The organism is Pseudomonas sp. JUb42, from assembly GCF_024807945.1.
Lineage (GTDB): Bacteria > Pseudomonadota > Gammaproteobacteria > Pseudomonadales > Pseudomonadaceae > Aquipseudomonas.
Window position 1 is genome coordinate 1 of sequence record NZ_JANUFD010000011.1, and the last position, 12,305, is coordinate 12,305.

At 61.4% G+C, this 12,305-nt stretch carries 10 protein-coding genes; 7 read left to right on the plus strand and 3 right to left on the minus strand.

Annotation, left to right across the window (positions count from 1 at the left end):
- Positions 1-157: 157 nt before the first annotated feature.
- Both M2401_RS21100 and M2401_RS21105 read right to left on the minus strand, forming a co-directional pair.
- Complete coding sequence (locus tag M2401_RS21100; protein ID WP_259105772.1) at positions 158-2,848, minus strand: DUF3616 domain-containing protein; 2,691 nt, start codon at positions 2,846-2,848, stop codon at positions 158-160.
- Positions 2,849-3,168: 320 nt separating this feature from the next.
- Complete coding sequence (locus tag M2401_RS21105) at positions 3,169-4,812, minus strand: Na+/H+ antiporter (RefSeq protein ID WP_259105773.1); 1,644 nt, start codon at positions 4,810-4,812, stop codon at positions 3,169-3,171.
- 881 nt (positions 4,813-5,693) lie between these two features.
- Between M2401_RS21105 and M2401_RS21110 the strand changes: the two genes are divergently transcribed.
- From M2401_RS21110 to M2401_RS21125, 4 genes are all read left to right on the plus strand, one after another.
- Positions 5,694-6,065 carry an ArsC family reductase gene (locus M2401_RS21110; protein ID WP_259105774.1) on the plus strand — a complete coding sequence of 124 codons (372 nt, stop codon included), beginning with the start codon at positions 5,694-5,696 and terminating at the stop codon, positions 6,063-6,065.
- A 32-nt stretch (positions 6,066-6,097) separates the two neighbouring features.
- A complete protein-coding gene (gene dapD / locus M2401_RS21115; RefSeq protein ID WP_259105775.1) occupies positions 6,098-7,132 on the plus strand; it encodes a 2,3,4,5-tetrahydropyridine-2,6-dicarboxylate N-succinyltransferase in 1,035 nt (344 codons plus the stop codon).
- A gap of 66 nt (positions 7,133-7,198) precedes the next feature.
- On the plus strand, positions 7,199-8,404 hold the full coding sequence (locus tag M2401_RS21120) for an aminotransferase class V-fold PLP-dependent enzyme (RefSeq protein ID WP_259106005.1): 1,206 nt from the start codon (positions 7,199-7,201) through the stop codon (positions 8,402-8,404).
- Positions 8,401-8,808, plus strand: a complete 408-nt coding sequence (locus tag M2401_RS21125; protein WP_259105776.1) for a SufE family protein — start codon at positions 8,401-8,403, stop codon at positions 8,806-8,808. Before M2401_RS21120 ends, M2401_RS21125 begins: the two co-directional genes overlap by 4 nt.
- A gap of 71 nt (positions 8,809-8,879) precedes the next feature.
- Here the strand turns inward: M2401_RS21125 and tcdA are convergent, their stop codons facing one another.
- Complete coding sequence (gene tcdA, locus M2401_RS21130; RefSeq protein WP_259105777.1) at positions 8,880-9,686, minus strand: tRNA cyclic N6-threonylcarbamoyladenosine(37) synthase TcdA; 807 nt, start codon at positions 9,684-9,686, stop codon at positions 8,880-8,882.
- A gap of 119 nt (positions 9,687-9,805) precedes the next feature.
- On the opposite strand from tcdA, the gene dapE reads away from it, so the two are divergent.
- The 3 genes from dapE to M2401_RS21145 are packed head-to-tail and all read left to right on the plus strand — an operon-like array spanning position 9,806 to position 12,162.
- Positions 9,806-10,957, plus strand: coding sequence for a succinyl-diaminopimelate desuccinylase (dapE, locus tag M2401_RS21135; RefSeq protein ID WP_259105779.1), 1,152 nt, complete (start codon positions 9,806-9,808; stop codon positions 10,955-10,957).
- Positions 10,957-11,766, plus strand: coding sequence for a putative RNA methyltransferase (locus M2401_RS21140; RefSeq protein ID WP_259105781.1), 810 nt, complete (start codon positions 10,957-10,959; stop codon positions 11,764-11,766). Before dapE ends, M2401_RS21140 begins: the two co-directional genes overlap by 1 nt.
- Before the next feature lie 18 nt (positions 11,767-11,784).
- Positions 11,785-12,162 carry a hypothetical protein gene (locus M2401_RS21145; RefSeq protein WP_259105783.1) on the plus strand — a complete coding sequence of 126 codons (378 nt, stop codon included), beginning with the start codon at positions 11,785-11,787 and terminating at the stop codon, positions 12,160-12,162.
- The last annotated feature ends 143 nt before the right edge of the window (positions 12,163-12,305 follow it).

A 12,305-nucleotide genomic window follows, 5' to 3' on the forward strand; every position in this document is an offset into this window, starting at 1 on the left:
GCTCCTACCCGTGCTCTAAGGCACGTCGGCTTATCAGCTTGCCATTCACCCCTCTCACCTATGACTTTAACTCTCCTTGCAGACACAAGCGGCTTTAGCCGCGAGGATGCTCTCGCGGCTAAAGCCGCTCCTACGGGGATGTGTCTAGAGCGCTGGATCAGGCAGCCAGCGGCTGCCCTGTCAGGGTAATGTCCACGCCCGGCGAGCCAATGGAGTTGGCATCACCCACCTGGGCATAGGCGCCCAGAGCGCCCGCCTTGGCATAGGTGTAATGCGGATCGCTGGTGGACGTCTGGTCCCATACCGCCGTATAGCTGTCCTTCGAGCCGCCAAACGCCGTGCCGGTATGGCTGCCGGCCTTGAATGTGCCGCTGGTAATGGCGGAGGTTGCGATGGACGTGCCGTCCGCATCAAACGCCGCAGCACCGTAGTTGAAGGACGTCGCTACGTTACCGTTCTGGTCGTAGATCACCACACCATCGCCTTTGCCAAGGCCCGGGCCGTCAACGTTGATGACGTTGCTGGCACCCGTCAGGTTCCAGGCCGTTTTGAATGCCCCCGCAGCTGAGTCTTTCACCGAAGCAATGACCAGGGTCTTGCCAGCGGCGATCTGCAGGTTGCTGCCCAGGGAAACACCCGAGACGAAGGTCTTGCCGTCGGAGTCGGTGAACTTCCAGTTGGACAGGTCAATGGTGGTGGTGCCGTAGTTATACAGCTCGACGAAGTCACCACCCGTTGAGTTGGATGCCACCTCGCTGATCAGCAGGTTGTAGTGCGGCACTTCGCCGGTCTTGAAGCTGAGGTTCTGGCTGGCGATGGCGTTGTTGTAGTGATCGGCCACCGCGTTGGACTGCAGCTCGACGCTGTACTGGGTATTGGCGGCGAGCTTGGCGGTCGGGGTCAGAATGACTTTGTTGTAGTCCACCTTCACGCCCGTGCTGGCGCTATCAAAGGTCTGCACCACGTTGCCGTTGCCGTCCTTGAGCACGATCTTGCCGCTGCCCAGCGCCACGCCTTCGTCGAACGTCAGGGTAATGCTGCTGGTGTTCTTCGATACCCCGGTCGCCGCATTGGCTGGCGTGCTACCGACCAGCTTGGGCGCGGTGGTATCGGTCACCGCGTTGCCGACGGTCACCAGATTGCCTTTGAACTGCTGATTGGCGGCGTTGAGGTCCTTGGATGCCTGGGTCTGGCCAGCCCATACGGTGTCGCCATTGTCCTGCAGCAGCAAGATTTGAGTGCCGGCGGTGATGCTGGTAGGCGAGGCAATGGATTCAAAGCTGCCGCCAGTGGTCTTGAGCAAGGCATCGAGGTTGTTATCCCGCTCGACCGGCTGGTGGGTCTTGTCACCATCCCAGGTGAACAGGCGGAAATCGTTCGGCACATCTGCGCTGGCGCTCCCCGAGGGACCGGCAATGATCAGGTAGCCGCTGCCGTCGCTGGCCTTGTCGATGGAGCGGATACCGCGACCGCCCAGGTTCAGTTCGATGGCTTCAAAGTTCGGCGCCTTGGTGCTGTCGGCCAGCACGTCCTTGTAGTTGGTCACCGCGATGATCAAGGCTTTATCGCGTGCGACGTTGTCCATCTGCGGGGCGCGAAAGCCCAGCCACAGGGCGCTGTCGTTACTCGAGGTGGTCATGCCTTCGATGGAAAAGCCATTGGTGTTCTCCGGAGCAATGCCCGCACCGGCTGACGTGGCAAAACCGTAATAACCCGCTGCCTTGCCGTTCGCGCCCGAGGCATCCCAGGCGGTCAGCGCGGCCACCAAACCGGTGTATTTGTCGGTGGTCACCGAGAAAGTCGGCTTGCCGTCGACGGCGGTGATTTTCAGGCTGGTAATCACCTCACGACCCGGGGCCTCCACACCTTTCTTGTCGTTGCTGTGGGAGCCGGTCAAATACAGATTGCTGCCCACCAGGGTCATGGCTTCGAAGTCCATCTCACCGGTGAGCCCCAGCGCGGTGCCGTAGTCGAATTCGCTGATGGCCGGGCCACCGTTTTTGTCGTACACCCGCACCACGTTGGCTTCGTCATCACCGACGATGATGTAGTTACCCCACGCCACTACGCCCGATGCGTCGGAAGAACCGAAGGTGCTGCCGACCTTGGGTTTGAACGTGAACTCGGTGGGCTGCGGGGCTGGCGGATCGACCGGCGTCACCGGGTTGACCGGCGCGGTGGGTGTGGCCGGCGCCGTGGGTGCTGTGGCCGGGTCGCCGTTGGTGATCAGGTTAGTCGCCAGTTTGTTGACCAGGTCTGCGGTGCTCTGGGCGCCCTTGGACTGTAACGCGGTGTTGAGCTCGGTGTTGCTGGGTGAACGACCGACGATTGCTTGGTAGGTCAGGACGACCTGAGCCTTGTCAGCGGTGGCACTCTGCCCTTCAGGGGAGGCAGTGATAGAAGACAGCAGGCCCGAAACACTGCCGCCATTACTCAACTGCGCGCTCCAGTACGCCAGGCCCGCCGCATCCGGGGCACGGCCCAAGGTGTTTTGATAGAGCGTGGAAACCAGCTGAGAGACAGATCCACCCGCTACGTTGGCGAACTCGGTAGACCCGGCGAACGAATGGGTCACGTCATCCAGCGAGGCGCCGCTGCGTACCTGCTGCGTCCAGTACTGCAGACCTGCGGTGTCGGGAGTACGGCCGAAAGCGGCCTGATACAACGCAATGATCGGCTGTACCGTGGTCACCGACTCGGTCGAGGTGGTGAAACTGGTCACCACATCCGAAAGTTTTGCGCCGCCGGACTCTACCTGCGCAGTCCAGTAGGACAGACCTGCAGCATCGGGCTCACGACCGAGAATATTCTTGTAATAGGAGGTGATCGATTCAGTGGTAGTGGCCATGATGTCCGGGCTCTGTATCAAAATGGATACGCGACCGTAACAATGGATTTTGACGAAATTGTTTCAGGGGGGCAGAAAAATGGCTGGCCCCGCGTCCTATAGGAGATCCCGCACCGTCGCGCGGCGAACACTAACCGGGGCAGGAGGCAAATCTTGTGTGCGAACTCATTCGCGATTTGGTCGGGACATCCGACGCATTTGTAGCGTTTGAAATACCGCTTTCGCGAATGAATTCGCTCCCACAGAGCCTTGTGATTCAGTCAGTTTTACGTTGTTTGATAGAAGCCGACTTCCACAGAGTCTCACTCCAACACAGACAATTACCGCGCCGAAAACCGCGCCTCAATCAGGTCCAGTTCGCTCAGCACCTGGCGCAAGGCGTCATCGCCGATCTTGTGCTGGCGCCGCAGCGCATACAACTCCAGGCGTTGTGCACGCAAGGCGCTGATCCGCAGGCGGCGCTCCAGCTGATCCATGCGCCAGGCCAGCGCCTGCGCCTCCGAGGTATCATTGAACACCTCCAGTTGATGGCGATACTCCGACATGATCCGCGCCTTGACCTCGGTGGCCATGGCCGCTTGCGCAGCATCCACCGGGCCATCACCTGGCGCTGGCGCATCGGCCTCGAGTGCGCGAATGGCGGCTTCGGCCGTGCTTTTCCAGGCCTGCTGCACCTCCTGCTTCGTCGCCTGATCTGGCGCCAGGGCGATACCACGCAGCAACAGCGGCAAGGCCACGCAGGCCGAAATCAGCGACAACAGAATCACCCCGGCGGCGATGAATACCATCATGTCGCGCACCGGAAAGGCTACACCGGCGCCCATCAACATCGGCACCGACAGGACGCCTGCCAGGGTCACCGTGCCGCGCACGCCGCCAACCGTCAGCAACCAACAGGCCCGGGCCGTCAATACGCCGGTGGCGCTATCCCGGCCGAGCCTGTTATCGATCAGCACCCGCAGCCGCCAGAACACTTGCACCCAGACAAAACGAAGGGCCAGCAGCGCCAGGAAAATCGCCAGCAGCTCCAGGCAACGCCAGAACAATACCGGCCACAGCGTCGGCTGGTCATGTACCACGGCACTGATGATGTCCGGCAGTTGCAGCCCCAGCAGCAGGAAGATCAGGCCATTGAAGGCGAACTCCAACAACGCCCAGACACTGCGATTGAGCAGGCGGGTACTGGTCTGGCGCGGCAGCAAATCGACCCAGCTCTGCATCATCCCGGCCGCCACGGCAGAAAGAATGCCCGATGCGCCCAGGCGCTCGGCCAGCACATAAGCGGCAAACGGCAATAGCAGCATGAACACCACATGGGCTGCAGGGTCATCCCAGCCGCGATCGATCATCCAGCCGCGCATGCGCCCGACCAGCCAGCTCAATGCCACACCAATGGCCAGGCCGCCACAGGCCACAAGAACGAAGGTCAGGCTGGCATCGGCCAGGGAAAATAACCCGGTCAGCGCCGCTGCGAGGGCAAACTTGAAGGTCACCAGGCCCGAGGCGTCATTCATCAGGGCCTCGCCCTGCAACATATACATCAGCGGGCCCGGCATACGGTCACGGGCAATCGCCGACACCGCCACGGCATCCGTAGGTGACAGCACCGCCGCCAGGGCAAAGGCCAGGGGCAACGAGATATCTGGCAACAACCAGTGAATGAAATAGCCTGCGCTGACCACGGTAAACAACACCAGGCCCACCGCCAGTGTCAGGATCGGCCCGCGATAGCGCCACAATTCACGCTTGGGCATGCGCCAGCCGTCGGAAAACAGCAAGGGCGGTAAAAACAAAAACAGAAACAGCTCCGGGTCCAGGGCCACATGCAACCCCAGGGTCGGCCAGGCCAGCAAGGCCCCGGCAGCGATCTGCACCAACGGCAACGGAATGGGGAGCAACCGCCCGAGGGGCCTGGACACTGCAACCAGGGTCAGCAGGATAAGGACGGTGTAGGCAGTTTGCATGCAGATATTCCTGACAGGCGCTGAACGCTCCAGATGACTGAGCCCCATCCTAGCCGCTCAGGCATGTGCTGTGCCTTACACCTAGGTATGAAGGGGGCGTTTTTTGCCTGCGAAAAAAACCGAAATTACCTACATAGCTGCACCTAGAACGCCATTACAGAGCCGATGCTAAGGTGCACTACCTTGCCGAGATCAAATAATCGTCGAGGTTTTATTCATCCTTTTCCCCGACTCGATCACGCCGAATAAATCCAGGCCGTTGTATTGTTTTGCAAGGAAATTAATGGACAACAGAACTGTTCGATGGATTACGAACCTTTTACTGTGTGTAGGTACAGGTTTCATGGTGACGGCAGCAAGCGTTCTTACCCTTGGTGATCACGGCAGAGCCGACACGATTCTTTACAGCGCTACCATGCTCGTATGCAGTGTAATTGTTGTGGTGGTGTCTTATTTGATTGCCATGCAGGAGTTGAATTGATGGTCCTACTGTTAATGTCAATGTGGTCAGCCGCTATCGCAGCTTTAATCCTGTTTGCGGTATATCGCTCCAAGGCCAGGATGCGATCACTGGACGCCACCCGTGACAAAATTCAGGACTGCTCGCAAACCAAAGCTGGCAAAACGCAGCAGCCCGAATGATTCCCCCTCTGTGGGACCGGCTTTAGCAGCGAAGGCATATCCCGGCCAACGCCGCTCCCACCGACGCATAAAAAACGCAAATAAAACACCTGCCATACAGCATCCTGTCATCCCCCATGGTGTATAGAGCTTGCAGCCAGTCACACACCGCCGCGATATCGAGACAGACCGGGCGCCGGATGCAATGGCATGGCATAATCCCCGGCTGTTTTTTTTGATTCCATGGGGACGTTCTGGCGATGGGCAATTCCACCAGTGACCACGGCGCTATCAGCCTGTACGGCATCAAAGCATGCGACACCATGAAAAAGGCTCGCACCTGGCTCGATGAAAAGGGTGTGGACTACCAGTTCCACGATTACAAGGCGGTCGGTATCGATCGTGAGCACCTGACGCAGTGGTGCAACGAACACGGTTGGCAAGTGGTGCTCAACCGCGCCGGTACGACCTTTCGCAAGCTCGACGATGCGCAGAAGGCCGATCTCGATCAGGCCAAGGCTATCGAATTGATGCTTGCGCAGCCTTCGATGATCAAGCGCCCGGTGCTGGATCTCGGCGACAAAACCCTGATTGGCTTTAAACCTGAACTGTACGCAGCGGCCATCGCCTGATTGAGATGGCCTTTTAATCTAGAGGTATTTACATGTCCACTTCCCTGTTCAGCCTGGCCTTCGGCGTTGGCACTCAAAACCGTCAAGGCACCTGGCTGGAAGTTTTCTACGCCCAGCCCCTGCTCAACCCGTCTGCCGAACTGGTCGCTGCCATCGCACCGATCCTGGGCTACACCGGCGGCAACCAGGCGATCACCTTCACCACTGATGTGGCATCGAAACTGGCCGACGCGGTCAAGTCCGTCGATGCCGCCCAGGCTGCCCTGCTGACCCGTCTGGCCGAGAGCCACAAGCCGCTGGTCGCCACGCTGCTGGCCGAAGATGCCGCGCTGACCTCCACGCCTGAGGCCTACCTCAAACTGCACCTGCTGTCCCATCGCCTGGCCAAGCCGCACGGCCTGAGCCTGGCCGGGATCTTCCCGCTGCTGCCGAACGTTGCCTGGACCAGCCAGGGCGCCGTAGACCTGGGCGAACTGGCCGAGCGTCAACTGGAGGCGCGTCTCAAGGGTGAGTTGCTGGAAGTGTTCTCCGTCGACAAGTTCCCGAAAATGACCGACTACGTGGTGCCGAGTGGCGTGCGTATTGCTGACAGCGCCCGCGTGCGCCTGGGTGCCTACATCGGCGAAGGCACCACCGTAATGCACGAAGGCTTCGTCAACTTCAACGGCGGCACCGAAGGCCCTGGCATGATCGAAGGCCGAGTATCTGCGGGCGTCTTCGTCGGCAAGGGTTCGGACCTGGGCGGCGGTTGCTCGACCATGGGCACCCTGTCCGGTGGCGGCAATATCGTGATCAAGGTCGGTGAAGGCTGCCTGATCGGCGCAAACGCCGGTATCGGTTTCCCGCTGGGCGATCGCAACACAGTGGAATCCGGCCTGTACGTCACGGCTGGGACCAAAGTCGCCCTGCTGGACGACCAGGGCAAGCTGGTCAAAGTGGTCAAGGCACGCGAACTGGCCAACCAGCCTGACCTGTTGTTCGTGCGCAACTCGCAGACCGGCGCGGTAGAGTGTAAGACCCGCAAGTCCGCGGTCGAGCTGAACGAAGCGCTGCACGCTCACAACTGATCGATGCTGCCTCCGGGTTCGGGCCTTCGCGGCCCGGACCCGCTTCACCGGGTTATATCGATGACCATGTTCCTGCCCTCCCCCTGGCGTGCTGACTTTCCAGCCATCGCCGAACTGCAACGGCAAGGCCAGACCTATCTGGACAGCGCCGCGACTGCACAAAAACCCCAGGCCCTGATCGACGCCCTGACGCGCTATTACGTCAATGGTGCGGCCAACGTCCATCGTGCCCAGCATATGCCGGGCATGCTCGCGACACAGGCCTTCGAAGACAGCCGTAACCATGTCGGTCAATGGCTCAATGCCGGTGAATCCGGACAGATTATTTTCACCCATGGCGCCACCTCGGCCTTCAATCTGCTGGCCTATGGCCTGGAGCATGAGTTCGTCGCCGATGACGAGATCGTTGTCAGCGCCCTGGAGCACCACGCCAACCTGTTGCCCTGGCAGCAACTGGCCCAGCGTCGCGGCCTCAAGCTGATAGTGCTGCCGCTGGACGCCAATGGCCTGATCGACCTGGCCGCTGCCAGCCAGCTGATCGGTCCCAAGACCCGCCTGCTCGCCGTCAGCCAGCTGTCCAACGTGCTCGGCACCTGGCAGCCGCTGCCTGCCCTGCTCAAACTGGCGCAAACCCATAACGCCCTGACCGTGGTCGATGGCGCCCAGGGTGTGGTCCACGGTCGCCATGACGTGCAGGCACTGGGCTGCGACTTCTATGTATTTTCCAGCCACAAGCTCTACGGCCCTGACGGCGTCGGCGTGCTCTATGGCCGCCATGACGCGTTGGCACGTCTGCATCACTGGCAGTTTGGTGGCGAAATGGTCCTGACCACCGATTTCCATCAGGCCAGCTTCCGCCCCGCGCCCCTGGGCTTCGAAGCCGGCACGCCGCCGATTGCCGGGGTGATCGGCCTCGGCGCCACCCTCGACTATCTGGGCAGCCTGGATCAGGAGGCCGTGTTCGAACACGAAGCGGCCCTGCATCAACTGCTGCGCGACGGCCTGCGCCAGCGTGACGGGGTGCATCTGCTCGGCGCGCCGCAACTGGCCCTGGCCAGCTTTGTCGTCGATGGCGTACACAATGCCGACCTCGCCCACCTGCTGACGGAGCAAGGCATCGCCGTGCGTGCCGGGCATCATTGCGCCATGCCGCTGCTGCAAAGCCTCGACCTGCCCGGCGCGTTGCGCGTGTCTTTGGGCCTGTATAACGATTCGGAAGATATCCAGCACTTCTTCAACGGCCTGGATCAGGCCCTGGATTTGCTGCGATGAGCCTGCCGACACAAGCCCAGGAAGCCCTGGATATCTTCGGCCAACCGCAAGGCTGGGAGCAGCGCGCACGTCTGCTGATGCAATGGGGCGAGCGTTTGCCTGCCCTCAGCGACGAAGAGAAGATCGACGACTACCGGGTGCATGGCTGCGAAAGCAAGGTCTGGCTGCTGGGCAGTGTCGAGGACGGTCACTGGCAATTTCGCGCGGCCAGCGATGCGCGGTTGATTCGCGGGCTGGTGGCGTTGCTGCTGGCACGGGTAAACGGTTTGTCTGCGGCGCAGCTGCAGCAAGTCGACCTGCCCGGCTGGTTCGAACAACTAGGGTTGAGCCGTCAGCTCTCGCCCTCACGCAGCAACGGCTTGAATGCCGTGCTGCAACGCATGCGCGAGATGGCGCTTTTGTAGGAACAGCGGTGCATCAGGGAGACCCATTCGCAGCCTTCGGCAGCTCCTACAGGGCAGCGCCGCGTCAGGGATTAATCCTTCACCCGCTCCGAAGGCCGACGCGCACCCGCCACAATCTTGTCCACCGCCTTGGTCGCCGCCACCATGCCAAAGGTCGCGGTGACCATCATCACCGCACCGAACCCACCGGCGCAGTCGAGCTTGACGCCGTCCCCAACGAAACTTTTCTGCAGGCAGATGCTGCCGTCCGGCTTGGGATAGCGCAGCTGTTCGGTGGAGAACACGCAGGGCACGCTGTAGTGGCGGTTGGGTGTGCGCGAGAAGTTGTAGTCGCGGCGCAGGGTCGAACGCACTTTCGAGGCCAGCGGGTCGTTATAGGTGCGGTTGAGATCACAGACCTGGATCTGGGTCGGATCGATCTGCCCGCCCGCGCCGCCGGTGGTGATGATCTGGATCTTGCGCCGCTTGCACCAGGCAATCAGCGCGGCCTTGGCGTTGACGCTGTCGATGCAGTCGAGCACGCAGTCGATCTCTGGCGTGATGTAGTCGGCCATGGTCTCGCGGGTGACGAAGTCAGCTACCGCGTGAACCACCACATCCGGGTTGATCGCTCGCAGCCGTTCGGCCATGACTTCGACCTTGGGCCGCCCTACCGTGCCCTCAAGGGCGTGCAACTGGCGATTGCTGTTGCTGACACAGACATCGTCCATATCGAACAGGGAAATTTCGCCCACGCCCGTGCGGGCCATGGCTTCCGCCGCCCACGAGCCGACGCCGCCAATACCGACCACAGCGACGTGGGCAGCGCGCAAACGCTCCAGGCCTTCGATGCCGTACAAACGGGCGATACCGGCAAAACGCGGATCTTCAGTGCTCATGGGCCTTACCTCAAAAAACCGGCGCGCAGTATAGAGCGCCTTATGGCGCCGTTACACATGGTTTTGCTTTAAGATAGCCGCCTTTTCATGCTTTGAATCCTGCCACCGGAGTCCTGTTCATGACGGCCCCAGCCGATCTCTCGCCTACCCTGCAGCTCGCCTGCGACCTGATTCGCCGTCCGTCGGTCACTCCACTGGACGCTGACTGTCAGGCCGTGATGATGAAGCGCCTGGGCGCTGTCGGCTTCAAGCTTGAGCCGATGCGCATCGAAGATGTGGACAACTTCTGGGCGACCCACGGCGAAGGCGATGGCCCGGTGCTGTGCTTTGCCGGTCATACCGATGTGGTCCCGACCGGCCCGGTCCAGGCCTGGCAGAACGACCCGTTCAATGCCCTGATCGACGAGCACGGCATGCTTTGCGGCCGCGGCGCCGCCGATATGAAAGGCAGCCTGGCGTCGATGGTTATTGCAACTGAACGTTTCGTCGCCGAATACCCGAATCATCGGGGCAAGGTCGCCTATCTGATCACCAGCGACGAAGAAGGCCCGGCCCATCATGGCACCAAGGCCGTGGTCGAGCGTCTGGCGGCACGCAAGGAGCGCCTGGACTGGTGCATCGTCGGCGAGCCGTCGAGCACCACCCTGGTCGGTGACGTGGTCAAGAACGGCCGGCGCGGCTCCCTGGGCGCGACCCTTACCGTACGCGGCGTACAGGGCCATGTGGCCTATCCGCATCTGGCGAAGAACCCGATCCATCTGGTCGCTCCGGCCCTGGCCGAACTGGCCGCCGAGCACTGGGACAACGGCAACGATTTCTTCCCGCCGACCAGCTTCCAGATTTCCAACCTCAACTCCGGCACCGGCGCGACCAACGTCATCCCCGGTGAACTGACGGCGGTGTTCAACTTCCGCTTCTCCACCGAATCCACCGTCGAAGGCCTGCAACAGCGCGTCGCCACCATCCTCGACAAGCACGGCCTCGACTGGCATGTGGACTGGGCCTTGTCCGGACTGCCGTTCCTCACCGAGCCGGGTGACTTGCTCGACGCCGTGTCGGCCAGCATCAAGGCGGTCACTGGCCGCGACACCAAGGCCTCCACCAGCGGCGGCACCTCCGATGGCCGCTTCATCGCCACCCTGGGCACCCAGGTCGTGGAACTGGGCCCGGTCAACGCCACCATTCACCAGGTCAACGAGCGCATCCTGGCCAGCGACCTCGACGTGCTGACCGAGATCTACTACCAGACCCTGGTCAAGTTGCTCGCCTGATGCTGACTTGCCCGATCTGCTCAGCGCCCCTGGCCAACGTCGATAACGGTGTGGTCTGCCCGGCCAACCACCGTTTCGACCGCGCCCGCCAGGGCTACCTGAACCTGCTGCCAGTGCAGCACAAGAACAGCCGCGACCCTGGCGACAACCAGGCCATGGTCGAAGCCCGCCGCGACTTTCTCAATGCCGGGCACTATGCCCCGGTGGCGCGGCGCCTGGCCGAACTGGCGGCCGAGCGCAATCCGGCACGCTGGCTCGACATCGGCTGTGGCGAGGGTTACTACACCGCGCAGATCGCCGAGGCCCTGCCCCATGCCGACGGCTATGCTCTGGACATTTCCAGGGAAGCAGTCAAGCGTGCCTGCAAGCGCAACCCGCAGCTGACCTGGTTGATTGCCAGCATGGCGCGGGTGCCGTTGCCCGATGCCAGCTGCCAGTTCCTCGCCAGCGTGTTCAGCCCCCTGGACTGGAACGAGGCCAAGCGCCTGCTCAGCCCGGGTGGCGGCCTGATGCGTGTCGGCCCGACCAACGATCACCTGATGGAACTGCGCCAGCGCCTGTACGACGAAGTCCGCGACTACGCTGATGACAAACACCTGGCCCTGGTGCCCGCGGGTATGCAGCTGCAACACAGCGAAACCCTGCGCTACAGCCTCAAGCTGATCGACGGCCAGTCCCGCGCCGATCTGCTGGCCATGACGCCACACGGCTGGCGGGCCAGCGCCGAGCGTCGCGCCCAGGTCATCGACCAGCCAGGACCGTTCAAGGTCACCGTATCCATGCGTTACGATTATTTCGTACTGCAATAGCATTCAATTGAGGCCCTTATGCGCCAGCCCGATATCGAGATTTACCTGAAAGACGCCGACGTTGATCACAAGGCCATTACCACTTGGCTAACCGACGCCATTGGTCCGTGCAGCGACTGGTCGCAGAAAGGCCAGACCTGGAAATGCACCGCTAACGGCATTCCGGTGGTGTGGATCCCCAAGGCTGTAGGCAAATGGAACAGCCTGTGCCTGGACAGCGACAAGACCCCATGGGAAGACGACATCGCCTGCGCTCGCGCCGCCTTCGCTGCGCTGAACGTCGAAGTGCGTTGCGCACCGGGCACCTGGATCGAGGACGAAAGCGACGAAGCCGCTGATCGCTGGATCCGCATCAGTGCCGACGGTGAAGAAGAAATTACCTGGCATACCTCGTAACAGCGCTTTTCAAAGCAGGAGCGAATTCTGTGGAAGCGAATTCATTCGCGAAAGCAGTTATGAACACGAAACAAATGCGTCGGTGGTACTGGCCCCTTCGCGAATGAATTCGCTCCCACATTCAATCCTTACAGATGTTCGAC

Coding starts and splice junctions, on each gene's coding strand:
- M2401_RS21120 (WP_259106005.1), top strand. CDS start 7,199: ATGTTCCTGCCCTCCCCCTGGCGTGCTGACTTTCCAGCCATCGCCGAA.
- M2401_RS21110 (WP_259105774.1), top strand. CDS start 5,694: ATGGGCAATTCCACCAGTGACCACGGCGCTATCAGCCTGTACGGCATC.
- M2401_RS21140 (WP_259105781.1), top strand. CDS start 10,957: ATGCTGACTTGCCCGATCTGCTCAGCGCCCCTGGCCAACGTCGATAAC.
- M2401_RS21100 (WP_259105772.1), bottom strand. CDS start 2,848: ATGGCCACTACCACTGAATCGATCACCTCCTATTACAAGAATATTCTC.
- dapD (WP_259105775.1), top strand. CDS start 6,098: ATGTCCACTTCCCTGTTCAGCCTGGCCTTCGGCGTTGGCACTCAAAAC.
- dapE (WP_259105779.1), top strand. CDS start 9,806: ATGACGGCCCCAGCCGATCTCTCGCCTACCCTGCAGCTCGCCTGCGAC.
- tcdA (WP_259105777.1), bottom strand. CDS start 9,686: ATGAGCACTGAAGATCCGCGTTTTGCCGGTATCGCCCGTTTGTACGGC.
- M2401_RS21125 (WP_259105776.1), top strand. CDS start 8,401: ATGAGCCTGCCGACACAAGCCCAGGAAGCCCTGGATATCTTCGGCCAA.
- M2401_RS21145 (WP_259105783.1), top strand. CDS start 11,785: ATGCGCCAGCCCGATATCGAGATTTACCTGAAAGACGCCGACGTTGAT.
- M2401_RS21105 (WP_259105773.1), bottom strand. CDS start 4,812: ATGCAAACTGCCTACACCGTCCTTATCCTGCTGACCCTGGTTGCAGTG.